The sequence below is a fragment of the Flavihumibacter petaseus NBRC 106054 genome (genome assembly GCF_000974785.1).
In the GTDB taxonomy this organism is placed as follows: Bacteria; Bacteroidota; Bacteroidia; order Chitinophagales; family Chitinophagaceae; genus Flavihumibacter; species Flavihumibacter petaseus.
Genome location: NZ_BBWV01000008.1, coordinates 1 through 25,609, shown reverse-complemented (window position 1 = coordinate 25,609; position 25,609 = coordinate 1). Strand labels below are relative to the sequence as shown.

At 46.1% G+C, this 25,609-nt stretch carries 21 protein-coding genes; 11 read left to right on the top strand and 10 right to left on the bottom strand.

Annotated elements, in window-relative coordinates:
* Positions 1-388: 388 nt before the first annotated feature.
* From FPE01S_RS25295 to FPE01S_RS24200, 3 genes are all read left to right on the top strand, one after another.
* The gene (locus FPE01S_RS25295) at positions 389-775 is read left to right on the top strand and encodes a hypothetical protein (protein ID WP_052956154.1); all 387 of its coding nucleotides are present in this window, start codon (positions 389-391) and stop codon (positions 773-775) included.
* A gap of 805 nt (positions 776-1,580) precedes the next feature.
* Positions 1,581-2,411 carry a sensor histidine kinase gene (locus tag FPE01S_RS24205; protein WP_046371723.1) on the top strand — a complete coding sequence of 277 codons (831 nt, stop codon included), beginning with the start codon at positions 1,581-1,583 and terminating at the stop codon, positions 2,409-2,411.
* A 52-nt stretch (positions 2,412-2,463) separates the two neighbouring features.
* Positions 2,464-3,114 (top strand): response regulator transcription factor, encoded by a 651-nt coding sequence (locus FPE01S_RS24200; RefSeq protein WP_046371722.1) that lies wholly within the window; start codon positions 2,464-2,466, stop codon positions 3,112-3,114.
* Positions 3,115-3,121: 7 nt separating this feature from the next.
* On the opposite strand, the gene FPE01S_RS24195 is transcribed toward FPE01S_RS24200, so the two are convergent.
* The 9 genes from FPE01S_RS24195 to FPE01S_RS24155 all read right to left on the bottom strand — a co-directional run bounded on the left by FPE01S_RS24195 (position 3,122) and on the right by FPE01S_RS24155 (position 10,709).
* On the bottom strand, positions 3,122-3,778 hold the full coding sequence (locus FPE01S_RS24195; RefSeq protein WP_046371721.1) for a 3-oxoacid CoA-transferase subunit B: 657 nt from the start codon (positions 3,776-3,778) through the stop codon (positions 3,122-3,124).
* Between the two features lie 2 nt (positions 3,779-3,780).
* Positions 3,781-4,527: a hypothetical protein gene (locus FPE01S_RS24190; RefSeq protein ID WP_046371720.1), complete on the bottom strand. Its 747-nt coding sequence runs from the start codon at positions 4,525-4,527 to the stop codon at positions 3,781-3,783.
* 12 nt (positions 4,528-4,539) lie between these two features.
* Positions 4,540-5,244 (bottom strand): CoA transferase subunit A, encoded by a 705-nt coding sequence (locus tag FPE01S_RS24185; RefSeq protein ID WP_046371719.1) that lies wholly within the window; start codon positions 5,242-5,244, stop codon positions 4,540-4,542.
* Positions 5,245-5,250: 6 nt separating this feature from the next.
* Positions 5,251-5,649, bottom strand: coding sequence for a DUF4296 domain-containing protein (locus FPE01S_RS24180; RefSeq protein WP_083990477.1), 399 nt, complete (start codon positions 5,647-5,649; stop codon positions 5,251-5,253).
* Positions 5,646-6,569, bottom strand: coding sequence for a type IX secretion system protein PorD (gene porD / locus FPE01S_RS24175; RefSeq protein ID WP_046371717.1), 924 nt, complete (start codon positions 6,567-6,569; stop codon positions 5,646-5,648). Before porD ends, FPE01S_RS24180 begins: the two co-directional genes overlap by 4 nt.
* Positions 6,562-7,758, bottom strand: coding sequence for a bifunctional phosphopantothenoylcysteine decarboxylase/phosphopantothenate--cysteine ligase CoaBC (gene coaBC / locus FPE01S_RS24170; protein ID WP_046371716.1), 1,197 nt, complete (start codon positions 7,756-7,758; stop codon positions 6,562-6,564). The genes porD and coaBC overlap by 8 nt, the downstream gene beginning before the upstream one ends.
* A 65-nt stretch (positions 7,759-7,823) precedes the next feature.
* Entirely contained in the window at positions 7,824-8,165 is a 342-nt protein-coding gene (locus FPE01S_RS24165; RefSeq protein ID WP_046371715.1) for a DNA-directed RNA polymerase subunit omega, read from the bottom strand.
* Positions 8,140-8,955 carry an outer membrane protein assembly factor BamD gene (locus tag FPE01S_RS24160; protein ID WP_046371714.1) on the bottom strand — a complete coding sequence of 272 codons (816 nt, stop codon included), beginning with the start codon at positions 8,953-8,955 and terminating at the stop codon, positions 8,140-8,142. The genes FPE01S_RS24165 and FPE01S_RS24160 overlap by 26 nt, the downstream gene beginning before the upstream one ends.
* An 83-nt stretch (positions 8,956-9,038) precedes the next feature.
* On the bottom strand, positions 9,039-10,709 hold the full coding sequence (locus FPE01S_RS24155) for an OmpA family protein (RefSeq protein WP_046371713.1): 1,671 nt from the start codon (positions 10,707-10,709) through the stop codon (positions 9,039-9,041).
* Between the two features lie 209 nt (positions 10,710-10,918).
* Here FPE01S_RS24155 and FPE01S_RS24150 point away from each other — a divergent pair, with 209 nt between their 5' ends.
* A complete protein-coding gene (locus tag FPE01S_RS24150) occupies positions 10,919-11,881 on the top strand; it encodes a polyprenyl synthetase family protein (RefSeq protein ID WP_083990475.1) in 963 nt (320 codons plus the stop codon).
* 5 nt (positions 11,882-11,886) lie between these two features.
* On the top strand, positions 11,887-13,611 hold the full coding sequence (gene recJ / locus FPE01S_RS24145) for a single-stranded-DNA-specific exonuclease RecJ (protein WP_046371711.1): 1,725 nt from the start codon (positions 11,887-11,889) through the stop codon (positions 13,609-13,611).
* Positions 13,612-13,669: 58 nt separating this feature from the next.
* On the opposite strand, the gene htpG is transcribed toward recJ, so the two are convergent.
* Positions 13,670-15,493 carry a molecular chaperone HtpG gene (gene htpG / locus FPE01S_RS24140; protein WP_046371710.1) on the bottom strand — a complete coding sequence of 608 codons (1,824 nt, stop codon included), beginning with the start codon at positions 15,491-15,493 and terminating at the stop codon, positions 13,670-13,672.
* Positions 15,494-15,663: 170 nt separating this feature from the next.
* Between htpG and FPE01S_RS24135 the strand changes: the two genes are divergently transcribed.
* The 6 genes from FPE01S_RS24135 (at position 15,664) to rbp (ending at position 24,881) form a co-directional block, all read left to right on the top strand.
* The gene (locus FPE01S_RS24135; RefSeq protein ID WP_046371709.1) at positions 15,664-20,682 is read left to right on the top strand and encodes a translocation/assembly module TamB domain-containing protein; all 5,019 of its coding nucleotides are present in this window, start codon (positions 15,664-15,666) and stop codon (positions 20,680-20,682) included.
* Positions 20,679-22,949 (top strand): translocation and assembly module lipoprotein TamL, encoded by a 2,271-nt coding sequence (tamL, locus tag FPE01S_RS24130; RefSeq protein ID WP_046371708.1) that lies wholly within the window; start codon positions 20,679-20,681, stop codon positions 22,947-22,949. The genes FPE01S_RS24135 and tamL overlap by 4 nt, the downstream gene beginning before the upstream one ends.
* An 89-nt stretch (positions 22,950-23,038) precedes the next feature.
* Entirely contained in the window at positions 23,039-23,392 is a 354-nt protein-coding gene (gene rpsF, locus FPE01S_RS24125; protein WP_046371707.1) for a 30S ribosomal protein S6, read from the top strand.
* Between the two features lie 2 nt (positions 23,393-23,394).
* Positions 23,395-23,658 carry a 30S ribosomal protein S18 gene (gene rpsR / locus FPE01S_RS24120; RefSeq protein WP_046371706.1) on the top strand — a complete coding sequence of 88 codons (264 nt, stop codon included), beginning with the start codon at positions 23,395-23,397 and terminating at the stop codon, positions 23,656-23,658.
* Positions 23,659-23,763: 105 nt separating this feature from the next.
* Complete coding sequence (gene rplI / locus FPE01S_RS24115) at positions 23,764-24,210, top strand: 50S ribosomal protein L9 (protein ID WP_046371705.1); 447 nt, start codon at positions 23,764-23,766, stop codon at positions 24,208-24,210.
* A gap of 239 nt (positions 24,211-24,449) precedes the next feature.
* Positions 24,450-24,881 carry an RNA-binding regulator gene (gene rbp / locus FPE01S_RS24110; protein WP_046371704.1) on the top strand — a complete coding sequence of 144 codons (432 nt, stop codon included), beginning with the start codon at positions 24,450-24,452 and terminating at the stop codon, positions 24,879-24,881.
* Positions 24,882-25,609 lie beyond the last annotated feature (728 nt).

Below are 25,609 nucleotides of genomic sequence, written 5' to 3'. Positions count from 1 at the left end.
TCGATTTTATTCTTTAGAATTACGATTTTTATAATATGTCCTTCATATTATACTTGGCAAAAATACTAACCCTCACAAGTAAGTTCTTTTAAGTATTCATTGCTCTTTCTTTTAATATTTTAACTAAAATATACCCAAATCCCCTTGCTTCAATAAAATAAAATCGGAAACTACCGAACATTAGAATGGGATTTTTACTATTTTCATCGAGTATTTTTACGTTATTTTTTATCGCAACTATACGATAGTTTTAATCGTAAATCCGCTATGGGACTGAATTATAGCCAATTTATAAAAATAAGTTAAGATCTACCCCATTGCCCTTAGTTTTTTTTTGAAGGTTATTACAATAGAAATCACCCCAAAATATTCCCAAAAACTTCCGTTTATGATTCAGCAAGAAATTTTGTCACCCTCCCTGAAAGCCATTGGCGAGGAAATCAGCCATGAACTGGGTGCCAAAATGGTTAAGGACTTTCAGGATCAGAACACAAATTCCACGCCTTGGTATTTGATTGGATCTGACATCATTCTCAAGGTATTATCGCAGCCAGATTGTGCAGGAATTCGCTTTTATAACGCTATTAATGAACTCGGCGAAACGACATTAGTATATGTTGGTGTTGACTCAGAAGGTAAAGATCTTCTGGAATATTCTAATGTGACTGAAGTTGGTGAAATCGTAAAAGCACAAGGTATTGTTGCCGATAGAGTTCAACCTCCTGGTGGAACAAAGGGTACTTCTTCTACAACTAGTTGGTACTCTAGCCTTTAATTTTTTAGTAAGAAATTTTGTCCCACCACAGGTATTATTATATTTGATACAATAATACCTGTGGTGGGCTATTTTAAGACAATCACATTAATATCGCTGCTATTACCTTTGTTGACATTCTTGTTCAAATTCAAACAGAACAATAATGTCCAGGCAAGGGTAATAGTTTTTTTATTGGTTTATTCTTGTATTAATGAGGGGATTTTCCAGTTTGCTGCATTCAGCCATCTATTTGCAAAATATCCTGTTCTCCCAATTTCCTTATACTCTTTATTCACTATAATAGAATTTACTTTATTAGCTTATTATATAAGTAGGTCACTTGTAAGTAAAAGGCTAATTACTTTATTACGAATCTCGGCCTTCGTTTTCTACGTCATAGCCGGCACTAATCTTTATTTTGTCTGGTTTACCACTGACAGCCAACAAATTGACGTAATTCCAATTGCCTCAAGCGCAATCATATTAATTGTTTTTTCTATATTACTTTTATACGAAGAAATCCAGACACCGAAGATCAAGTTCATTTATCGGCAGCCGAATTTTTGGATTGTAGTCGGAATTATGATCTATTTCTCTGGAACTTTTTTCCTATTCCTTCAACTTTCGTCATTGTCTGAATCTGATAAGGTCAATTTTTGGACAATTAATCTTATATGTATTATACTCAAAAATATCTTCTTTGCTATTTCGTTTTTAGTACCTGGCAATGATGAAAGTGAAGATGATTTAGAATCAAATTATTCAATATCTGATTTCGAAGAATTTAAATAATATATTTAACCCTTCTAGCCCAACAGTCTAAATGCTTCTTTTACAGGCGTATAATCAACATGCCAACGTATCCGTAGTGCTATTTTTTGGCACTATTGGCATGCTTGCGCTTACCATCGGGCTAATTGTCTTTATCATTTTCCACCAACGTAAAGTCATCCGATACCAGATGACCCTCCAGAAAATGGAAAATGAACAGCAAAAAATGTTGCTGAATGCCTCTATCCGGCTCCAGGAGGAAGAACGCCAAAGAATAGCCGCAGACCTTCATGACGATGCCGGACCGCTCCTCGCTACCGCCCGGTTATACCTGAACGAAAACCTGGTTAACCTCGATAAAACAACCCAGCTGCAAAGCATCTATAACGCCAAGCAAATCATTGATGACACTATCCAGCTGATCCGGAATATCTCCCATAGCCTGATGCCCCCTACGCTGAAGAATTTCGGTCTGGAATCAGCTGTAAATGATACTTTTCAGAAAATCAGCGGTTCAGGTAACATAAACGCCAGCTCAAGATTCCACGATTATAAAGAAAGACTCCCCATTGACAATGAGTTGATCGTTTTCCGCGTTGTACAGGAACTAATCAATAATATCCTTAAACACAGTAACGCAAGCTTTATTCACCTGACCCAAAATACCAACGGCAATAAATTCTACATCCGCATGCACCACGACGGTAAAGGGATGACACAGAAAGATTTTGAAAAACTGACAAAAAGTGCCTCAGGATTAGGACTTAAGAACATACAAAGCCGCCTGAAAGTGTTGCAGGGACGAATTTTCTTTGAAAAAGACCAGTCTCAGACATATTATAAGGTTACTATCGAATTACACCGCGAAGAACCAACAGCTTAAGCTAAAAACCGGGGTAATTGCTTATTTTTAAGGAGCCCAAGAGCAGCATCCTATGACTGTAATTAAAGTAGCTATTGCAGACGACCACAAAATCTTCCGGAAAGGTGTTATCCTATCTCTCCGGCCTTTCACCAATATCAAGTTCGTTCAGGAAGCTGAAAACGGGCAGGAACTTATCGACGGACTGTCTGAGTCAATGCCGGACGTTATCCTCATGGACCTCCGCATGCCTACCAAAGATGGCATCGAAACTACCAAGCAAATCGCCAAACAGTTTCCCACTATCCATATTGTTGTGCTGACAATGTTCGAGGACGAACGTTTTGTGAGTCACCTGATGGAGATCGGTGCCAATGGCTACCTGCTGAAGAGCGCAGATCCGATGGAAATCCGCCGCGCTATTATGGAAGTGGCTGAAAAAGGCTATTACCTGAACAATTTTGTCAATCGGATCCTGCTCAAAAAATCACATTCCAAACAGAAAACAGTCCCCAATCTGGCCAGTGAAGTTACCCTCACCGACCGGGAAAGAGATGTGATCAAATATATCTGCATGGAGTTTACCGCCCAGGAGATCGCTCAAAAAATGGAAGTAAGTCCCAGGACAGTTGAAGCCATTAAAGACAGGCTGATGGAGAAATTCGGCGCCAAGAATACGGCAGGGCTTGTCTTCTACGCTGTTAAGAACAACATGATCGACTAACTGCATCTTAAAACTGCATTTCCGGCACATCGTCCGCAGCTATCAATCTACCAGCTGTTTTCTGCCGGATCTCTTCAACCGCCACCCCAGGTGCGCGTTCCAGCAATAAAAATCCCCCGGCAACAACATCCAGCACAGCCAGTTCGGTTACGACTTTCTTCACACAGCCGACGCCTGTCAGTGGTAATGTACAGGAAGGCAACAGCTTTGATTCGCCTTTCGGATTGGTATGCATCATGGCAACAATGATATTTCGGGCACTGGCCACCAGGTCCATTGCCCCTCCCATTCCTTTTACCATCTTGCCCGGAATCTTCCAATTGGCTATATCACCGCCATCACTGACCTCCATCGCTCCCAGAACAGTAAGGTCGACCTTTCCTGCCCGTATCATTCCGAAGCTTTCCGCACTGTCAAAAAAGGCACCTCCGGGAAGGATGGTTACCGTCTCCTTTCCGGCATTGATGAGGTCTGCGTCGATCTCCGCATCGTCTGGATAAGGTCCCATTCCCAACATGCCATTTTCACTTTGCAGCATAATATGCATGCCGTCTGGAATATAGTTGGCCACCAGGGTTGGAATTCCGATCCCGAGATTCACATACATACCATCCCGCAATTCCCTGGCAATACGGCGGGCAATACCAAACTTATCCAGTGCCATCGTTAATTTTTTAGTATATGCTGAAAATATGGCTTTCGGAGACTGCTGACGAGAATATCGTTGAGATGAACTGCCAGGGGGGCATTCAACCTCCCGAGCGTTTCAAACATCCCTTCCAATACTGTTATTGCTTCCCGGACGCCTGATGAATTATAGCCATACCGGGCAACTGAATTTTCATCATTGTTCTCCTGATCTTCCTTGAGGTCCACCAGGTCATCCAATAAAAGAAATGCCGGTACAAGTGCATACCACGCTGCGATCAGTTGCTCTATTGTTTCCTTCGGCGCTTCGAGTGCGGTAAACCAGTACAACAAAGCATCTCCCCTGTTCAGGGGCGGATTATCAATACCCAGGCCTGCGGCGGGATGTAAAACTTCCTGCCGGAAATACACACGAAGATTTTCTACCAGCCATTGTTGCCTGGCCCCGGGTAAAACCAGCGCGTCAATCTCTGCAATATGTTCCTCAAAAGTCTTTTCCTTATACTCGTACCGGGCTGCCAGGTCGAGTATCTGCTCCATCTGCTGCACATAGGCAGTCTCCAGCAGCACGCCTTTCGGGATCCCTGCTTTGTACATCAGATCGACCAGCAGTGGTATGAAAAGATACCCTGTGCCCCTCGCCACATACAGCAGCCGACCTTTCCAGTACATATTGTTCTGCGGCACTTTTCTGTCCACAAAAAACCGTGCGATCTCGGGATCAACGCCGAGTTCATCACTTAAATATTCCTTGCTGGTAAACATGGTACGATCGAATTATTCTGCCTTTGATAATCTTGTCGTTCGTTTTTCTATGCGTTTTTCGTAAGGCCCTCCTGAGAATATCCTATGCACATAAATACCTGGCACATGGATCTGATCGGGATCAAGCTGTCCTGGTTCAACAATTTCTTCTACCTCTGCAATAGTGACGTTTCCTGCCCTGGCCATCGCACTGGAAAAGTTTCGTGTTGTTTTCCGGAAAACCAGGTTACCATAACGGTCGCCCTTCCACGCTTTTACAATAGCAAAATCAGCGTGCAGGGCTAATTCCATCAGGTAGTGTTTCCCGTCGAAAACGCGAACTTCCTTGCCCTCCGCGATTTCTGTTCCATACCCTGCGGGCGTAAAAAATGCCGGAATGCCCATCCCGGCCATCTGAATTCTGGTAGCCAACGTACCTTGCGGAATCAGGTCAACTTCCAGTTCCCCTTGTAATAGCTGGCGTTCAAACTCAGCATTTTCACCCACATAGGAGCTCATCATTTTCCTGATCTGGCGGGTATGCAGCAGTAACCCCAAACCGAAGTTATCCACTCCTGCATTATTGGATATACAGGTAAGCCCCGTAACGCCTTTCCGCACCAGCGCATTGATACTGGTCTCGGGAATTCCGCAAAGGCCAAAACCGCCCAGCATTATTGTGGCGTTATCGTATATATCTGCCAACGCGGCATCGGCGCCGGATACAACCTTATTCATATGGCATTATTTTACCGGTACAGTTTTGGGCTTTCGGTCTTTCAGCGGAGCAGGTTTTTCGCCGGCATATTTTTCATATCTCCGGCGGGTCGCTACTGCTTCTACAGAATCGAAAATCGCTTTGAGCTGATCGGGATGTCCCTCATAATATTGCAGACTGGCCACAAATGTTTTCCTATCCGTCTTATTGAGGTCGAATACCTGCAGATATTTTTCTGCACGAAATTCCTTTACAACAAGACTGCTGTCTTTTATGGAACGTTGAAGGCTGTATTCATCGGCAAGCATAAGTCCATAAACGATCGGCACCATCTGTTGACGACTGAGTGCAGGTGATTTTTCTTTTTGCCTTCCGCAACCTGTTATAACCAGTAACGCCAGCAACACTATGCACCACTCCTTCATTTCAGTTCCTGTTTGTAAGTGTTGGAATTGGTAATATCCAGTCTTGATAAAATATCAAGCGCCTGGCTTTTTTCATCAGGCGGAGACTTTTTAAACATCCGGGACAATTCTGCTGCCCTGCCCTGGAAGAAAAAAGGAAGGATCATGGAATTGGGCGCCTCGCCATTAAGCGTGTTCAATTGCTGAAGGGAAGTAAGTACCGCCTTCCGGGCTTCTGTTTCCTTTTCATAAAACTGATCCAGTCCCAGTCTGAAGTAACCATAAATAGCATCATGGATCAGGGTATAACGGTTACTGGTCAGGTTTTCCATCAGCCAGTACCGGTTTCGCTGGCTGTCAAACGCCTTCCAGCCGCCGACTTCCCTGCTATCGGGCGCGTTGGTAACGATATTCTGCGCCTTCACAAAGTAGGGGTCACCACCGCGAAGCGAAAAAGAGTCGCCATCAATACCCAATATAATGTATGCGTAAAACGCAAGTACTGCTGTTAAATTTGACACCAGCGGATCATTACCGCTGACCCGGTTCTCATTAAACTCCATTTGCTGGAACTCAACGTAACGGAACATGAGGTCTTCATCCATATAATTCACCAGGGGGCTCAGGTAAGCGGTATTGTAAACCGGCCTCGCAGCCTGAACGGTTAAGGTTGCGGTATAGATATTGTTATCTGCTGCGTTGCTGATATTGATGAGGAAGTTGCAAACAATTTTTTCGTTCGGCTGATACGTTTCTTTGGTCCATTTGCGGTTGTTCAGAAAAATGTTCAGGGCGTTCTGCAGGGTTCCGAAAACTTTCCTGTCCACCTTGGTGCTGATCTGCTGTGCATTCACCACCACTTTGGCCTGTAGTTCCTGCGACCGGGCGTTGTTAATACCCAGCAGGGCAAACACCAAGAGTATGGATATTAATCTACGCATTCAGTTTATTAACGATATAATCAATAATATCTGTTGCAACAGCTTCTTTCGATTTCAGCGGGAAGGCCGTTTGTTCGCCGTTGCGATCAAATATGGTTACTTTGTTGGTATCATGTCCAAACCCCGCTCCTTCATCATTAAGGGTATTCAGGATGATCAGGTCAGCATTCTTACCAGATAGCTTCTCACGGGCAAAGACTTCTTCATTATTGGTTTCGAGGGCAAACCCAACAAGGAATTGTCCTTCCCTTTTCTGACGGCCAAGTTCTTTAAGGATATCCCGGGTCTTTTGGAGTTCGATAGTAAGCCCGTTATCCTTCTTTTTGATTTTTTCCGAAGCAGTTTCTTTAGGAGAAAAATCAGCCACGGCTGCCGCCATGATGGCGATATCAACAGCAGGGAATAATGACAGGCACCTGTCATACATCTCCGCAGCTGTACGCACTTTGCTTACAATAATTGAAGGGTGCTGCGGCGGCTGTACGCCAGGACCCAGTACGAGCTGCACGGTTGCGCCCCTGGTGGCGAGTGTATTGGCAAGGGCAAGCCCCATTTTACCGGAGGAATGATTTCCGATGAAACGCACCGGATCGATCGGTTCAAAAGTGGGGCCCGCAGAAACAAGCGCTTGTTTCCCGGAGAGAGTTCCGCTGCCTTCAAAATGATTCCGGATCAACACAAACAAGTCCTCAGGTTCTGCCATCCTGCCTTCGCCGAATAAGCCGCTTGCCAGTTCACCGGAAGCTGCCGGAATAATTTTATTACCAAAGGAACGAACGGTTTCAAGGTTACGGATAGTAGCAGGATGTTTCCACATATCAGCATCCATTGCCGGCGCTACCCATACGGGGCAGGTAGCAGAGAGCCAGGTGGCCAAAAGGAGGTTATCACAATGGCCGCCTGCCATTTTTGCGAGTGTGTTGCAACTTAGGGGGGCGATCAGGAAAAGATCCGCCCAGCGCCCGAGCATTACGTGATTAGACCAGGCATTATCCTGAAAGAGATCAGTTACTACAGGATTCCGGGAAAGCGTAGACAAAGTAAGCGCCGGTACAAAATCCTTTGCAGCCGGTGTCATCACAACTTTCACTTCGGCGCCGGCTTTCACCAGAAAACGCACCAGCAGAATGGATTTGTAGGCAGCAATACTCCCGGTTATACCAAGAAGGATTTTCTTTCCGTGCAACATGCTTTAAAATTATAAAAAAAGCGACAGCAAGGCTGTCGCTTTAACAAATATCTTCCAGGCCGGAATCAGCTAAACAGTTTATCGTCGTTCTTCCGGTAATAAACTTTGTCTTCCATAAACTCCTGGGTTGCCAGCAGTGCAGGGTTAGGCATTCTTTCATAAGCTCTTGAGATCTCAATCTGCTCTTTGTTCTCATGAATTTCTTCAAGGCTGTCGGTATGCGTAGCAAACTCTTCGAGTTTGTTATGCAGTTCTTCTTTCAGAACAATATTGATCTGGTTGGCCCTTTTTGCAATAACCGCAATCGACTCATAGAGATTGCCGGTCCTGCCTTTAATCTCCAGCAGATTCTTTGCTTCCGCCACGTTGCTCGTGTTGGAACTAAGTTGACGTCTTAACTTGCTCATTTTTTATTGCTTTAATATTGTTTTGTGCTATGGTTTGTAACCGGGTCACATCCTTTTGCAGTTTACTCTGCGGGAACCGGTCGTTAAATTCATTAATTTCTTCCAACACTTTCTCATAACGCTCCTGTTTCTTTTCATCGACAGAAAGCGCTGCATATTCATAGTAAGAACGAATCACCTGGAACTTGTACTCATCACTCTTGTCGGAGTCAGGGTAGTTGTTCATCAGGTTAGTATAAGCAATTGCTGCAGCTTTATACTGACGAAGGTTGTAATACAACTCACAACTCTTTACTTCTTTCATCTCCAGTTTAATCCGGCACTTATCAATGATCTCAGTAGCCTCCTTGATCTTTTCAGAACCCGGATGCGTATTAATGAACGCCTGCATCAATCCGATCGTCCTGGAAGTATTGGTCTGATCCAGTTCTACTTTCGGTGATTGCTTGTAATAGGTATATGCCCGCATATACTCCATTTCTTCCGCCCGCTTGCTGGTCGGAAACACTTCGGTAAAGCCTTTGAACAGGTTCTCAGCGCTCATATAATCCCGCTGGTTGTAAGCGCAATACGCATAGTTGTAATATACGTTCTCGAACTTATCACTCCCCTTCATTAATGGAAAGAGCTCCTCATACAATTGCTGGGCATAATTGTATTTCTTCTTTACGAAATATTGATCTGCCATCCTGAGCTTATAATTTACGTCCGAGCTCTTCTGGACCTTCGCAAAATTCGAGCAGCCGGTACCCAGCAGCACAACGGAAATCAACAACAGAATATATCTCATAAAGGCTGGCAAAGTTAACAGATTTGGCCAAATATAAAAAAAACCCCGCCGGAGCGGGGTTTAATTCTCTCAATATTAACCATTTAACCTTTCTTTCGCAAGTTCGGGTGCGGTGCCGGAACGGCATTCGGACCCTCTTCGGCTGAACCATCACGGAGATCTACCGTGTTCGGATCACCATTTGCTTCGCCATACTTGAAGATGAAGCGGTCAGCGCTGATGCCTTCTTTTTCAACGAGATAGTTGATCACAGCGTTTACCCGATCCCAGCTGAGCTGCTGGGCAGACTTGCTGGATTCACCGTATCCAATTACAGCAATCTTACAATCAGCGTTGTTCCGGATTTTCTCGGCTACGCTGGCAAGAACAGCTTTCGCATCATTATCAAGGCTTACAGAGCGACCTTTGAAGCTGATGCTTGGCAGGTCACCGATGTTACATGCATTTTTCTGTCCACCAAATCCACCCTCACGGAGTTCTTTACAGCATGGCGGCTCAGGGCACTTACCGATACCATCAGCATCAACAGGCTGACATTGTGTTGGTGTAATAAGTTCCTTGTCTTTGAAGTCAGGCACGCCATCACCATCTGTATCCTTGCTCACACCATGGCTGTCTACAGGAGCACCCTGGGGAGTATTGGGCTCAAGATCGAACTGGTCTGTAACGCCGTCGCCGTCAGCATCGTCCAGGATCGGTTTCGGAAGCTTCATATGCTTGGGCGCATTCAGCTCGTTATAGGCATAGGCCAGGGGATTGATCCAGTACAACGGCTCAACAGCATTCTTGCCGAGATTTACATTTATACCTACGGAAAGGAAATTATATGAATCGTTATCTGGGGTCAGCACTCCGCCGTAGGGACTGTTGGTAGAACCTGTGCGTACGTTCTGGTAACGCTGGCCGTCCACGAGATCATCGGATCTCAGGAAGGTAATTTTATCCTCTACCGCAATATTTATCTTTTTGCTCAGTTTATATTGAAATCCGAGTCCCAGATGACCATTTGCCTTCAACGTATTGTCTCCGAGTTTAGACCGCGCCTCGCCGTCGGTTTCAGCAGCGGTCTCATAAGTGTCATCCATAAAGTCCTTCAACTGCTTCTTGGTTTCCTTTCTGTCGCTGTATACGTTAGGATTGCTGATCGGAGCATTGGCAAAATCGTAAGGTTGTCCGTTAGCATCCAAAAGATTTTGCTTGGTATTGTACCAGGAAATACCCACGCCTGCAAGCGCATACATATCCCACTTCACTTCGGCGCGGTGGAAAAGTATATTCCGGAGCGATATGATCGCAGTCAGGTCGAGATCTTTCATCACAGTTTTGTAGTTGTCATATAACATTGTCCTTCCCGGCTGACCATAACCTGCAGCCCTAGCCGCCGTGCTAAGTCCGGCCGTACGCTGCTTCCAGTTTTGCCCCTTGCCGGTAGCATACATAAACTCCCCGCGAAGCGAAAAAACATAACCAAGTGCCTTCCTGACATGTATGGCACCGCCAAAAGTTGGCACTTTGGCTGGTACGTCCCCGAAAACGGTAAACATTCCGCCCTTCAGGCCAATCTCCCACTGGTTGCGGGGTTTAGCCGGAAAAGGATAGGCATTGTTCATGAATTCGTTGTGCTGAGGAAGCCTTTTGCGGGGTATCAAAGAGGAATCTTGCACATCGTAACTCGAAACAGCCTGGGCGAACGAGTTGGACGCAAACAAGCACAGAAATCCTATAATAAGTGCTGTGTATTTTTTGTTTGCCATAATGAAATTTTATAAGTAATGGTTAATGAATTGACAGGATACGTGTAAAATCTAGAACAAAAATATCAATTGGGATTTAAATACCAAATAAATTAAGCCTTGAAACGCCGTTTAACCCTATAATAATCAATAACAAGACATATTATGGATTCTTTTGTTTGCTGGAAAATGACCCGCATTGTAGTAATTTGCCCGGGTTATCAAAAAGCATGCGAATACCACAATCAGTAATAACCGAAGAACTGGAGATATTTGAAAGCCGATTTAAAACCGCGGTTCAAAGCCAGGTACCCATGCTCAACCGCGTCACTTCTTTTATAGTCAAACGGAAGGGAAAACAGATGCGGCCGATGTTTGTACTGCTTTCAGCCAAGGTCGCCGGCGGGGTAACGGACGCCACCTACCGGGCCGCTTCTTTGGTGGAAATCCTCCATACAGCCTCACTGGTGCATGATGACGTTGTAGATGAGTCACTGGAAAGGAGGGGCTTTTTTTCCACTTATGCCCTTTGGAAGACCAAGGTCAGCGTGCTGATGGGCGATTACCTCCTTGCCAAAGGCTTGCTGCTGTCGCTTGACAACAACGACTTCCGGATCCTGCAGATAATGTCGGAAGCAGTGAAAAGGATGAGTGAGGGAGAACTCCTGCAGATCGACAAATCCAGAACCCTCAACCTGGACGAATCCATCTACTTTGAAATTATCGGCAACAAGACGGCTTCGCTGTTGGCGTCATCCTGCGCAGCCGGTGCATTTTCCGCCAATAACGATGAAGCCCAGGCTGACAAAATGCGGGTTTTCGGTGAAAAAGTAGGAATTGCCTTCCAGATCAAGGATGATCTTTTTGATTATGGTTCCGAGGCGGTAGGGAAACCTACCGGGAACGATATCAAGGAAAAAAAACTTACCTTACCCCTGATCTACACATTGAACAGGGCGGACGCCGCTACCAGGAAACAAATCATCAATACAATCAAAAACCATAACCGGAATACGGAAAAAGTCAAAGCTGTCATCCGCCAGGTTGAAGAAGCTGGCGGAATCCGGTATGCCACAGAGAAAATGTTCCAGTACCGGGACGAAGCACTTTCGATCCTGCATGAATTTCCTGAATCGCCATCCCGGGCGGCGCTTGAAGACCTGGTCCGGTACACCACCGACCGAAAATATTAACGGACATGGAAAAGCGCTGGAAATTATTAGCGGCCGATCCTTCCGCGGTAGCCGCCCTGCACGAAAAACTCGGCATCAGCCCTACCATCTGCAAGGTGCTGGTGCAACGAAATATCCTGGATTACAATACGGCGAAATCGTATTTCCGGCCAAGGCTGGAAGACCTGCATGACCCCTGGCTGATGAAGGATATGGACAAAGCCGTAACCCGGATCATGCAGGCCCTGCAAAACCGCGAAAAGATCCTGGTCTATGGCGATTATGATGTCGACGGAACCACTGCGGTTGCCAGCCTGTACCAGTTCCTGCTGCAGGTTTATGAATCCGACCGGCTCGAATATTATATCCCCCACCGTTACCGGGAGGGCTACGGCGTCTCGAAACAGGGAATTGATTTCGCCGCTTCTATCGGCACAACCCTGATCATTTCACTGGACTGTGGCATCAAATCTGCCGACCTGGTGCAACATGCGCGGGATATTGGTATAGACTTTATCATTTGCGACCACCATCTTCCCGATGAGGTGCTTCCACCGGCGGTTGCCATCCTGAACCCCAAACAGGCCGATTGCCCCTATCCCTATAAGGAGCTTTGCGGCTGTGGAGTAGGATTCAAACTGATCACGGCGCTCTGCCGGCACCTCGGCATGCCGGACGAATATTATTTATATTACCTGGACCTGGTAGCTACCGCTATAGCGGCGGATATCGTACCCATCACTGGTGAGAACCGGATCCTTGCCTGGTACGGTTTAAAACGGGTAAGCGAATATCCCAACCCCGGAATCCGCGCCCTGCTGGAAATTGCCGGTTTACTCGGACAGCCCTTACAGGTCAACAACCTGGTTTTTGTGATCGCGCCCAAAGTGAATGCTGCGGGGCGGATGGATGATGCCCGGCTGGCCGTTCAGCTCTTCATTGAAAAAGATCCCGTCAAATCCTCGGCAATAGCTACACGGCTGCATTCCCATAACGATGACCGCAAGGAGGCCGACTTCCTGATTACGGAAGAAGCCCTGGCTATGATTGGCACCGAAATGGAAGCCGGCGTGAAGAAATCGACAGTCGTTTTCCAGCCGCACTGGCATAAGGGTGTTGTAGGCATTGTGGCCTCCAGGCTGATAGACCGGTTCTACAGGCCGACCATCGTATTGACTCAAAGTGGTGAAGTTGTCTCCGGCAGCGCACGCAGTGTCGCCGGCTTTAATCTGTACGAAGCCATCCACGCCTGCCGGGAGTACCTTATTGGCTATGGTGGACATTTCGCTGCAGCTGGCATGACCCTGCTCCCGGAAGCTGTACCGGCGTTTGCCGAAAAATTCGAATCGGTAGTAGCCGCGACCATCTCCGCCGAACAGCTCATACCGGAAATTACCATTGATGCCGAATTACGGTTTACGGATATCAGACCAGCATTTTTCAATATTGTCCGGCAGATGGAACCTTTTGGCCCGGAAAATTCCAAACCAATCTGGCTTGCCCGGAATGTCCGGAACAATGGATGGTCAAGAGTAGTGAAAGAACAACACATCAAATTCAGCCTTGTACAGGGAAATATCCTGTTTTCCGGAATAGGCTTCGGTATGGCCCCTAAATTTCATTTACTGGAATCCGGAGAGCCGGTGGATGTCGTTTTCACATTGGAAGAAAATGAATGGAACGGCAATAAACACTTACAGCTGAGGGTAATGGATATGCGCAGACACGAGGCGGCAGCTAAAGCAGAATAAAAAACGCAGCCGATTGTTTCCGGCTGCGTTGAATTTATAAGAAAATTGGTAGTATCTATTACTGTTCTCCGCTGATCAGCTCAACACTTCTCTCAATAAAATTTGTCAATGCACCTCCTTTCAGAAGTCCCTGAGAGAGAAGGGCAAGATCTGCCAGGTTACGGGTCAGTTTCTCCTGATGAACGCCATTTCCATCAGCCAGTATCTTTTGAAAGATGGAATGGTTGCCATTCACCGTCAATAACACTTCATCGGGCATGTTGGCATAAAAACTTCCCATTGGCCCGCTCACTGCGGCCATATCTTTCATACGACGCATGAATTCGGGGCGTGTAGCAACGACCGGCGCAGCATCAGGACTCAGTCCTTTAACCTCCACGGTCAAGTGAACACCCTCTCCCGTCTGGCTGAACAACTGTTTCAGCTTTTCTTCCTGATCCTGGTTCAATACAGAGGCTACTGCATCCTGTTTGTCAACCAGGTTATCAGCGATATCTGCATCCACCCTTACAAAGTGAACATCGTTCCACTTCATTTCCATCTGGTTGATAAATGCAGCATCAACAATTGTTTCCAGCTTGACGACCTTATAACCTTTAGCGTTAGCTCCTTTAATAAATCCGTTTTGCTGTACAGGTTCGGTACTGTACAGGATCACCAGTTTACCTTCTTTGTTTTTCTGTAAAGCCTCCGTGGCTTTCCGGTATTCCTCCAATGTATACCAGGCGGAACCGTCCGTATCCTGCATGATATGGAATTTTTCGGCTTTCTCCAGGAATTTGTCGTCCGTCATCATTCCATATTTCACGAACAATCCCAGGTTCTCCCATTTTTCCTCAAACTCTTTGCGATTGTTCTGGAAGATCTCTTCAAGTTTGTCGGCTACCTTTTTGGTAATATGATTATTGATCTTTTTCACATTGGGATCCCCCTGCAGGTAACTGCGGCTGACGTTCAGGGGAATATCCGGACTATCGATTACCCCCTGGAGCAGCATCAGGAATTCCGGTACGATGTCTTTTACCTCGTCGGTTACAAATACCTGGTTGCTGTACAGCTGGATCTTGTCCTTCTGGATCTCGAAACTCTGCTTGATTTTGGGGAAATAAAGAATTCCGGTCAGGTTAAACGGGTAGTCAACATTCAAATGGATCCAGAATAGCGGCGGTTCGTTATAGGGATAAAGCTCCTTGTAAAAATCCTGGTAATCCGTTGCCGTGAGGTCGCTGGGCTTTTTGGTCCATGCCGGGGAAGGATGGTTGATTTGTTCACCTTCAAAGAAAATCGGTACGGGAAGGAAATGGCAAAACCTGTTCAATACCGACTTGATCCGGTCAGCTTCGAGGAATTCATTGCTTTCATCATTGATATGCAGGATAATATCGGTACCTCTGTCAGTCTTTTCGGCTTCCTCAAGCGTGAACTCGGGACTGCCATCGCATTCCCAGCGAACGGCCGGAGCATCCCGGAAACTTTTGGTAACTACTGTAACTTTGTCACTCACCATGAAAGCGGAATAGAAACCAAGACCAAAGTGACCGATTATATTGTTTTCGTTCTGCCCTTTGTATTTATTCAAAAATTCTTCGGCTCCCGAAAAAGCAACCTGGTTGAGGTATTTGTCAACCTCTTCAGCCGTCATACCGATTCCTTTATCAGAAATGGTTACAGTTCTTGCAGCTGAGTCAAGACTGATCGTAATGGATAAGTCGCCGAGCTCGCCTTTTGCTTCACCGATCGAGGAGAGCGTTTTGAGCTTCTGCGTGGCGTCTACAGCGTTACTAACAAGTTCTCTGATGAAAATATCATGTTCACTGTAGAGAAATTTTTTGATTATGGGGAAAATATTCTCCGTTTGTACACGGATGCTGCCTTTTTGCATACCGGAATAGTTTTTAGTCCATCAGGCTCGGCTCAAACGGGGTGCCATTAGCGGAAAAATGGGGCTAAAACAGCTAAAATGGCAGACCGGCCCAATTTCTGACAGAATTATTTTAGTTTCCCAATCCACTGTGTAGGTTTATTTTTGAAGTATAACAACAAGTAAATCAATTGAAAGTAATCAGGTTATATCCACCCCGGCTCCCGAAATGGGTCAAATGGATACTGATTACCCTTGTCTGCCTGCTGGCGCTGCCCTTCCTGCTGTTAATTGCCCTTCAAACAGATCCCGTTCAACAATTGATCAGGGGCAAAGCCGAGAGGTATCTCGCCGAAAAACTTCAGACGCCGGTGCGAATCGGAGGTATCAGAATCACCTGGTTCAGTCACCTTGAACTCGACGGGGTTTATATAGCAGATAAACAGCGAAAAGCACTTCTTTTCAGCCGGTCGCTGAAAGTTCACTATGATCTCATTGAACTGCTCCGGAACAAGTTACTGGTGCACCGGGTGGACTGGGAAGATGTACTGTTAAATGCCTATTCTCTGCCGTCGGGAGAAATGAATTACCAGTTTGTAGCTGATGCCTTTGCCACTAAAGACAGCGTTACGCTAACAAAAGATACTACAGAATCGCTGGCGATAGATATCCGCAATATTGACCTGAGAAAATTCAGGGTCATTTACCGCGATAACAAAAGTGGAATGAATGCAACCGTAAGGTGGGATCTCCTGCATTTACGCTTTCAGACGATCGAACTGGAGACTAATACACTGGATCTCAGAGAACTGAAAAGCGACGGCCTGGCGGCTGTAATACTGCAGGATTACCGTGTTCCAGATAAAGAAGCCAGCAAGTCGGATACCGGAGCAGTCTCATTGGTAATCAGGTCAAAGCTGATCAACCTGCAGAACACGACTTTACTTTATGGTGATAACGGATCTGGTATCCGTACCGGGTGGAAGGCTAAATCACTTTCTCTCAAACTTGCCGGAATCGACCTCGCAAAAACTTCGGTCAATGGTGGATTTATTGACCTTGAAGCTCCCCAGGGGTTCGTGGTGATGAACAAAGGGCTTGACACTGCAAAGGTGGTGGATACCAGCGCCAATACCTGGGTCATTCAATCGCCGGCGCTGCATATCAATTCAGGCAGCTTTAAGATGGACAACCTGGAGTCGCCGGTTGGCCGCTTTCCCGGGGCTTTTGATGCATCCCATTTCCATCTTTCACCTTTGCAGGTATCGGTCAGGGATTTCAGGTTCACGCCGGCAGGGATCACTGCCATTCTTGAACAACTGCAGGTGACTGATAAAAGCGGCTTCACTGTACGCAATGCTCATGCAGACATTGTTTACAGTGATTCAGTGATCCGCCTGGATAACCTGTTGCTGGAAACTAACAAAAGCAGAATTGCCGATCAGATCGGCATAAGCGGACCGGGCTGGGACAAGCTGAGCAGCAATCTGGATGCCCTGGGAATCATTGCCGATCTGAAGAATACCCACCTCGTGCTTGCTGAGGCCCTTTATTTTATTCCGGAATTTCGCAATCGGCCTGAATTCAAAAAACTTTGGAATAAAGAAGTCGACCTAAGTGGCCGGATCGGCGGAACCCTTAATTCGCTCGCCATCAGTCAGCTTCACTTCCGCGACAATGCCGGTAATGATATTACCCTGACCGGCAATATCGCGCAGGTTACTGATCCGAAAAGGATCCAGGTGGCCTTGAGCCATTTCAATATCCGTTCAGGCGACCAGGCGGTCCGGTCATGGTTGCCTGAGAACACCATCCCCGGCAATATCGCGATTCCGGCCAGCCTGCAGGCATCCGGAAGCCTTAACGGAAATATGCAATCCGCCGCAACAGACTTTCAACTGATTTCAACTTTTGGCAACCTTTCATTGAAAGGGAAAGTGGCCAATTTCACGGATAGCATCAGGGCCACATATGATGTCACTTTGCGGCAACTGGACATGGACCTGGGGAAATGGATTCGGGATACTTCGATAGGCCGCGTCGTTGCCACTGGTAATGTAAAAGGCAGGGGCTATGCGCTGCAGGCAATTGATGCCGCCGGAGCCATACGAATCCGGTCTGCTGATTTTCAGGGTTATCAGTACCAGCATCTTTCGATGACAGGAAAGCTGGCCAAGGGCAGCTATGAAGCAACAGTAAAAAGCGACGATCCGAATCTTCAGGCGAGCATTGACCTTACCGGCAATATCACTGACAAATATCCTACCGTTTCAGGCGCAATAAAGGTTGATCGGGTTGACCTGATGGCTATAGGAATGAGTACCTCACCATTCGTGGTCAAAGGAAATTTCATGGTGAATGTGAAGAACACCAAACCCCGCGCATTGGAAGGGCAGGTTTTTGCTACAGCAATACAGATGGCGGATGCTTCCAATATATATAGTCTGGATAGTATAAAAATTCTCGCAAAGGCCGATTCCGGAATTCAACACATCCGACTGGAAAGCCCATTTGGTTATGCAGATGCTACCGGAGACTATGACTATACCACGATTTTAAGCGCCGCACAGGCAATCGTTCAGCAACACCTTTCTAAAAATGGAAAAGACAGTATATCAAAATATACACAGACTCACCAGGATCTTAACCTTAATGCATCGTTGTACTGGCCGAAAAGCCTCAAAGCGCTATCGCCAGGACTGGTGATGAATCAGCCATTGGATGTTCAGGCCCATGTGAATACCGATAGCGTACTGGTTACGGCCAACGCTTACGTGGTTGGTTTCAGTTACGACAGCATCCGTATCGATACCACCCGCCTTAGTTTGATTGCCAACCGCGATTCACTGGGAATTAATGCGATGATCAGTTCGTTACGGCATCCTTCTTTTCCACTTTATCGTACCCAACTGCTTGCCCGGGCAGCTGAAGGCTCAGTGAATTGGGGAGTACGAATGGATGACAATAAAGATCAGGAGAAATATTATGTTGCGGGGATACTGGATATTCTGAAGGATAGCGGATATGACCTGCGGCTTGCGCGAAATCTCCTCTTAAACAAAACACCTTTCAGTACGGGAGACAAGAACTTCATTGCCATCAGAAATAATGGTATCACCCAGGCTGATCTTCAATTATTGTCTGCTGGCCAGGAGTTGACGATCTCATCAGGAGCAATCAGTGGCAAACAGCTGCCGCCACTGAATATAAAACTCAGGGATTTTCGCTTATCAACCATAACAGGCGTATTGGGCCAGGATACGACACTTGCCGAAGCGCTTATCAATGGCCAGGCCGATCTGGCGGGTCTGGATAGTGCGATGACGATAAAGGCTGATCTGCAGGTAACGGACATCGTAGTACAGAATATCGCTGTGGGAGACCTTTCTGTAAAAATGAATTCTCCTGAAGCAGGTACCTACCAGGTTGAGGCAGCTCTTACTGGTAATGCCAACGATGTTCGGGTAACCGGGCAGTATGCAAAGGAATTGCAGTTCGACGTCGCAATGAAAAGATTGAATCTTTCAAGTCTGGAGCCCTTTGCCATGGGAAAAGCTACCAGGATGAAAGGATATACCGCCGGCAATCTTACCATAACCGGCCCCGCAGACAAACCAAAGGTTGCCGGAGAACTTGCATTTCATGATGCACAGGCTAATATCACGCTCGTAAATGCTACACTTCGCTTTCCTGACGACAAATTGCAATTTGATGAAAGCGGAATCATTTTCAACAACTTTATTGTAAAGGATAGTCTCGATGGAACAACCACTATCAATGGCAGGATCCGGACAACAGATTATACTGACTACGCATTTGATCTTAAGGTAAACACGGATAATTTCATGGCTGTCGGACCTAAAGTAAACAATGACCAGGAGTTTTATGGCCCCGCATTCATTGATAGCCGTATCAGTGTAACCGGCGATCTTGACCTTCCGGTCATCGACATGGATGTGACACTGAGAGATAAATCACAACTCACCGTAACAATTCCCGATGACGAACCGGGCATTGAAGACAGGGATGGTGTGATCGTTTTTGTTAACCGGTCTAATCCTGTTGATTCTTCATTGCTCGAAAAGAACGCAGACAGCCTCGCCATTCGAAAAGCAAAGATCAGGGGCATGGATTTTTCTGCTGGAATTCATGTGACCAAAACATCAACAATTACCATTATTATAGATCCTGTCAACGGAGATTTCCTTGAGGCAAAAGGAAGTGCCAATCTTAACCTTACCATTGACCCCAGCAGTAAGATGAGCCTGACTGGCAGGTATGAAATTGAGGAAGGGAAATATGAGATGTCACTGAACCAGCTGATCAAAAGGTCGTTTGCAGTAGAGAAAGGTAGTAATATCACCTGGGATGGCGATGCAACCGGAGCCGAACTGGATATTACTGCCCGGTATGATGTTCGCGCACCTGCTATTGATCTTATTGGTGATCAGATCACCAGCGCAACTACTAATAAGAGGCAGTATAATCAACGGATACCGGTGGAAGTCTACCTCATGATTAAAGACAAGCTGCTGAAACCCAGTATCAGTTTCAGGCTTGACATGCCGGAAAAGGACCGCAGTATTTTCAACGGAGCACCTTACACCAGGATCAAGCAGATCAACAATATAGAATCCCAGCTGAACAAGCAGGTTATGGGATTACTCGTTTTACAAACATTCATCTCCGAAGATCCGCTGGCAAGTATGAACAGCGGAGCAGGAAACACGGTAAGTGATGCTGCCAGGCAAAGTGTAAGCAAGATCCTTTCTCAACAATTAAACAACCTTGCAGCCAATCTGATCAAAGGTGTGGATCTGAATTTTGACCTGCAGTCGGAAGAAGATTACTCCACCGGATCAAAATCAGAACGGACAACGCTAAATGTCGGCGCATCCAAATCCATGTTCAATGACCGGTTAACTGTTGCCGTGGGGTCTAATATTGGAATTGCCGGAAATACACCGGGGAACGCGAGCGCATTGATCGGTGATATCACAGTTGACTATGCGCTTAGCCGTGATGGCCGGTATAAACTGCGGGCGTTCCAAAGGAATCAGACAGATGCCATTCTGCAGGGTCAGATCATTGAGACGGGAGTGACCTTTATGCTGGTAATGGACTTCAACACTTTTAAAGAGATATTCCGGAAATCGAAGGAAGAAATCGAATTGAAAAAGAGAGAACAGGAGGCGAAAAGAAAAAAATGAAACATTTGGCTGTCATTATTGCATCACTTTGTATGCTGTATTCCTGCAGCACTACCCGCGCCGTGCCTGAAGGTGATCAGCTGTATACCGGAAGCAAAATCAAATGGAAGGGAGACAAACCAAAGGATTATGGCAACCTGGAAGATGGCATGAATGAACGTTTACGGCCAAAACCGAACCGAAGGTTTTTGGGAATGCCCATTAAACTCTGGTTATATAACCTGGGAAACAAGCCCAAGGGAAAAGGACTGAATTACCTGTTACGGGAAAAGTGGGGTGAAGCGCCGGTACTGTACAGCAAAGTAAAAGAGGAGTATACATCGGAGATTCTGCAACACTATATTGAGGACAATGGATATTTCCAGGCGCAGTTGCATTGGGAAAAGGTGAATGAATCCGGGAAAAAGGCTTCAGTGAGATATTCGGTTGAGCCAGGTACCCGTTATACCCTTCGAAATGTAGTGTACGAAATGGATAGTAGTGTTTTGGGGCAGGCAATCCTGGATACAAAAGCAAAGTCGATTCTGAAACCGGGCCGTATCTACAGGCTCGACAGGATCAAAACAGAAAGGGACAGAATCAATGCCCGGTTAAAGGAAAAAGGTTTCTATTATTTCAATGCCGATCACCTGTTGTTTGAGATAGATACGAACCACCAGGGAAAAGTTGATCTCTTTCTCCAGATAAAAAAAGAAACGCCTTCGTCTGCAAGGATTCCCTACCGGATGGAAAATGTGATCATATATCCCGGATACACACTTGAAAAAGACTCCCTGGTCCGGAATAGTGCTGAACTGGATATGGGCACCTATAAGGTAGTGGATCCGGACCATCTGTTTCTTCCCAACGTATTTGAAAGAAGCGTGTTTTTGAAGGAAGACAGCCTGTACACGCTCAGTGCTCATGATATCACGCTTCAGCGGCTGATGAACCTGGGAACTTTCAAGTTTGTGAAAGGGCAATTCACCACAGGACTGGATAGCAATCATTTGAACGCAAGGTTTTTCCTGACGCCAAATCCGCAGTATGGGCTCCAGTTTGAGCTGACAGGCAGTTCGAAATCAAATAACACCGTCGGCTCACAGGTGAAAATGACTACACTGAACCGCAACTGGCTCAGGCGTGCAAACAGACTGGAGTTCAAGCTTGCAGCGGGTTTCGACTGGCAGGTGGGTGGTCAGAAAGTGAATCAGGCCAATACCAACGGATATACCATTGATGCGGAACTCGCAATCAGTATTCCCAAAATCTATATACCGGGGATCACCATCAACCCGCGGAAACCCTATGTTCCAAGAACGCGGATAAGTGCAGGATATGAATTGCTGAGCAGACCGGGTTTATATAACCTGAACAGCATCACGTTGCAATATGGTTATATCTGGCGGCAGTCACCCTATATTGATCACGCATTTAATCCGATTTCGATCTCCTATGTATTGCCCAGCAATATCACACCGGAGTTCCAGAAAATGCTCGATAATGATCCGAGCCTGCGCCAATCCATGGAAAAGCAGTTTATCGTAGGCGGTAATTATACATGGACATTTAATAACCAGGTTAAGAACCGGAAAAACAGCTTTTTTATTACACTCAATGCTGATATAGCCGGAAATATACTGGGCGTGTTAAAAAAGAAAAAAGATGATGGGAAGAAATACCTGTTTGGAAGAGATTTTGCCCAGTACTGGCGGGTGTATGGCGACGCAAGGTATTACAACAGGCTTTCCAGAAAACTGATCTGGGCTAACCGGCTGTATCTTGGTTATGGATATTCCTATGGGAACAGTTATTCGCTGCCATTTGTAAAACAGTTCTTTATTGGGGGCAGCAACAGCCTGAGGGCATTCCGTGCCCGGACACTGGGCCCCGGCACCTATAAGAGTCTTTTGAGCAGCTATACGGCAAATGAGGCGGGTGACATCAAGCTCGAAGCGAACACTGAAATACGGATGAAACTGGTGAACATTCTGCAGGCTGCAGCCTTTGTTGATGCTGGAAATATCTGGCTTCTCCGGGAAACAGAGGGAAAACCCGGGGCCAAATTCAATTGGGGGTCCGTTCTGGCGGAAACCGCCGTTGGAGGAGGAATCGGACTCCGTGCAGATGCTTCTATCCTGATTGTCAGGTTTGACGTCGCCTTTCCGTTCAGAAAACCCTGGTTACCAGAGGGTGAGCGTTGGGTTTTTGACCGTATAAACTTTGGAGATGCCGATTGGAGACGAGAAAACCTGATTCTCAACATTGCCATCGGCTTCCCGTTCTGATGGCAAAAAAACCTTGTCGCAGCTGGTCTTTCGCCATTTTTACTTACCTTTGCCCCCCAAATAATTTTTAATTCACCAAAAAGGGTTTCATGAACAATTACGAATTGATGGTGATTTTTACCCCGGTTCTGAGCGAAGAGGACTACAAAGCAGCTCAGAAAAAATTCATCGACCTGGTTGCCGCAAACGGTGGCGAGGTAGTGAATTCCAAGCCATGGGGACTGAAATCACTGGCCTATCCCATCCAGAAGAAAACCACTGGTTTGTACTGGGTTGCGGAGTACAATGCGCCATCCGACTTCAATGAGAAGCTCAAGATCCAGCTTCTTCGTGACGACAATGTCCTGCGTCACATGTTCACCGCACTCGATAAATACGCCGTCGAGTACAACAGGAAAAAGAGAACAGGCGTACCAACCGGTAACGAAAAAGTGGAGGCTTAATCATGGCAAAGAATGAAATTAAGTACCTGACCGCGATCAAAACCGAAAAGCGCGAAAAGAAGTTCTGCCGTTTCAAGAAGTATGGCATTAAGTATGTCGACTACAAAGACGGTGAATTCCTGAAAAAGTTCCTGAACGAGCAAGGCAAAATGTTGCCCCGTCGTATTACAGGTAACAGCCTGAAGTTTCAGCGTAAGGTTGCAGAAGCAGTAAAGAAGGCCCGTCAAATGGCCATTTTGCCGTATGTAACGGACTTGTTGAAATAAGCAACTGATAATCACTATCTAGTAACCATTCCCTAATCTGCCCCCGCGGCAGAGACAGTCTGAATCCATTCACGGATTGGGCGCTTGGGATACTAAAAAACAACAATGCAAGTAATTCTTATTCAAGACGTTGATAATCTGGGCGGCGCCAATGAACTGGTTGCTGTAAAGAACGGATATGGACGTAACTACCTCATCCCCAAGAAATTGGCAGTTGAGGCTTCTCCCTCTAACCTCAAGCAACTGGAAGAAAAACTGAAAGTTAAGCGTAAGAAAGAGGAGAAAATGATGGCTGAAATCAACCAGGTTATTGCCAAACTCCAGGAAGGCCCTATCAGCCTGGGTGCAAAAACCGGAACTAGCGGCAAAATCTTTGGCAGCATTACTACACTGCAGATTTCCCGTGCGATCCGCGAACAGCGTGGTTATGATATCGACCGGAAAAAGATCCACCTGAATGACGAAGTAAAGGAACTGGGTCAGTACAAAGCCACTATCGATTTCGGTAATGGTAAAAATACGGAATTGGTGTTCGACGTCGTGGCAGAGTGATCTGGCGAACCGGAAAACGATAACTAAATACCTGAATATGCTCGGATTAGAATCCGGGCATATTTGTTTATATAGGAATTTGTATGATTCAAAACAATTTTATTATCTTCGTTATGGTGCCATAATGATCTTTACAGTTTCAGACTTCCCAGAGCGTTTCAAGGTAAATGATTTTCTGGCTTTTTTGTTACACTGTGCTTCATTAATGGGTTTTATAATGGTTCAAAAAAATTAAGAAAATGAACATTTACGTTGGAAATCTCAGTTGGGATCTTACTGAGCAGGATCTGCAGGATTTGTTTGCCCCTTATGGCGAAGTTCTCTCTGCAAAAATTGTTACCGACAAATTCAACAACAACCGTAGTAAAGGTTTTGGATTTGTTGAAATGAGCAACTCTGAAGCTGGCAATGCAGCAATTTCTGCTTTGCATGGCACAGAAGTTCAAGGTCGTAGCATCGTAGTGAATGAATCACAACCCCGTGAAGGCGGCGGCGGTGGCGGCGGCTTCAAGAAGAAGAGCTTCGGTGGCGGTGGCGGCGGAAGCCGTGGTGGCTACGGTGGCGGTGGCGGCGGAAGCCGTGGCGGCTACGGTGGTGGTGGTAACCGCGGTGGCGGTGGTTACGGCGGTGGAAGCCGTGGTGGCTACGGTGGCGGTGGACGCGACTATTAATAGCTCAACCTACAATAAGATTAAAGCCGGCTTTATGCCGGCTTTTTTATTCTCAACAAACAGGCCTTATTCTTTCTACACTTTCCATTACAACTGCCTTCAGCTGGTAGTAGCTATCTACTTAACACATTGTCTTCTTCATAACTTTATCATAACTGAACTAGTAATAGACACGTTGGACTCATTGTCTTCATTGCCTTCTGTACACTTCAAAACGATATCAGTCAATATAGCCAGGGCCATCTCACATCTATTCATACTTCATCACATTGGAGTTTAGACCAAACTGTCAGATTTTATCAGGCATCCATTCGGGACCATGAATCAGATTGGAATGTATGGAAACAATGATAGTTGATGAGGGCCCTACATTCTCTTTCAAAAACAAAGCGATTTATCCATGGGGCTGTCATGCAGTTTTATCTAATAACTGGCATTGTTACCTCCCTGTAATAAGTGGAACCAATAGCAAAGGTGCCAATAGCGTCACCGTCAACCCATAAACGGAATGTATCGGCAGCAATTAATAATGGCGTACTCCTGATACGCTTTTAGCGAAGGCCACCAGGGCTGGAAAGAGTATCGTTGTGGTTAAGCCGACGCTGGACAGGGCCAGGAGCATTATACCGACTTCAGGAGAAAGTAACAGAATATTAATTACACAAGTAATGTTGTACCGGTAATGATTCGCGTGTGCGCATATGCCTGAAAAATGTTTCAGGAGATAT

What these genes read in the sequence shown, in the direction of transcription:
- FPE01S_RS24160 (WP_046371714.1), bottom strand. Translation starts at nt 8,955, where the DNA reads ATGAGATATATTCTGTTGTTGATTTCCGTTGTGCTGCTGGGTACCGGC.
- FPE01S_RS24180 (WP_083990477.1), bottom strand. Translation starts at nt 5,649, where the DNA reads ATGAAGGAGTGGTGCATAGTGTTGCTGGCGTTACTGGTTATAACAGGT.
- FPE01S_RS25295 (WP_052956154.1), top strand. Translation starts at nt 389, where the DNA reads ATGATTCAGCAAGAAATTTTGTCACCCTCCCTGAAAGCCATTGGCGAG.
- FPE01S_RS24150 (WP_083990475.1), top strand. Translation starts at nt 10,919, where the DNA reads ATGCGAATACCACAATCAGTAATAACCGAAGAACTGGAGATATTTGAA.
- FPE01S_RS24200 (WP_046371722.1), top strand. Translation starts at nt 2,464, where the DNA reads ATGACTGTAATTAAAGTAGCTATTGCAGACGACCACAAAATCTTCCGG.
- FPE01S_RS24185 (WP_046371719.1), bottom strand. Translation starts at nt 5,244, where the DNA reads ATGAATAAGGTTGTATCCGGCGCCGATGCCGCGTTGGCAGATATATAC.
- rbp (WP_046371704.1), top strand. Translation starts at nt 24,450, where the DNA reads ATGAACATTTACGTTGGAAATCTCAGTTGGGATCTTACTGAGCAGGAT.
- FPE01S_RS24165 (WP_046371715.1), bottom strand. Translation starts at nt 8,165, where the DNA reads ATGAGCAAGTTAAGACGTCAACTTAGTTCCAACACGAGCAACGTGGCG.
- FPE01S_RS24155 (WP_046371713.1), bottom strand. Translation starts at nt 10,709, where the DNA reads ATGGCAAACAAAAAATACACAGCACTTATTATAGGATTTCTGTGCTTG.
- rplI (WP_046371705.1), top strand. Translation starts at nt 23,764, where the DNA reads ATGCAAGTAATTCTTATTCAAGACGTTGATAATCTGGGCGGCGCCAAT.
- rpsF (WP_046371707.1), top strand. Translation starts at nt 23,039, where the DNA reads ATGAACAATTACGAATTGATGGTGATTTTTACCCCGGTTCTGAGCGAA.
- tamL (WP_046371708.1), top strand. Translation starts at nt 20,679, where the DNA reads ATGAAACATTTGGCTGTCATTATTGCATCACTTTGTATGCTGTATTCC.
- FPE01S_RS24205 (WP_046371723.1), top strand. Translation starts at nt 1,581, where the DNA reads ATGCTTCTTTTACAGGCGTATAATCAACATGCCAACGTATCCGTAGTG.
- FPE01S_RS24195 (WP_046371721.1), bottom strand. Translation starts at nt 3,778, where the DNA reads ATGGCACTGGATAAGTTTGGTATTGCCCGCCGTATTGCCAGGGAATTG.
- coaBC (WP_046371716.1), bottom strand. Translation starts at nt 7,758, where the DNA reads ATGTTGCACGGAAAGAAAATCCTTCTTGGTATAACCGGGAGTATTGCT.
- FPE01S_RS24190 (WP_046371720.1), bottom strand. Translation starts at nt 4,527, where the DNA reads ATGTTTACCAGCAAGGAATATTTAAGTGATGAACTCGGCGTTGATCCC.
- rpsR (WP_046371706.1), top strand. Translation starts at nt 23,395, where the DNA reads ATGGCAAAGAATGAAATTAAGTACCTGACCGCGATCAAAACCGAAAAG.
- htpG (WP_046371710.1), bottom strand. Translation starts at nt 15,493, where the DNA reads ATGCAAAAAGGCAGCATCCGTGTACAAACGGAGAATATTTTCCCCATA.
- recJ (WP_046371711.1), top strand. Translation starts at nt 11,887, where the DNA reads ATGGAAAAGCGCTGGAAATTATTAGCGGCCGATCCTTCCGCGGTAGCC.
- porD (WP_046371717.1), bottom strand. Translation starts at nt 6,569, where the DNA reads ATGCGTAGATTAATATCCATACTCTTGGTGTTTGCCCTGCTGGGTATT.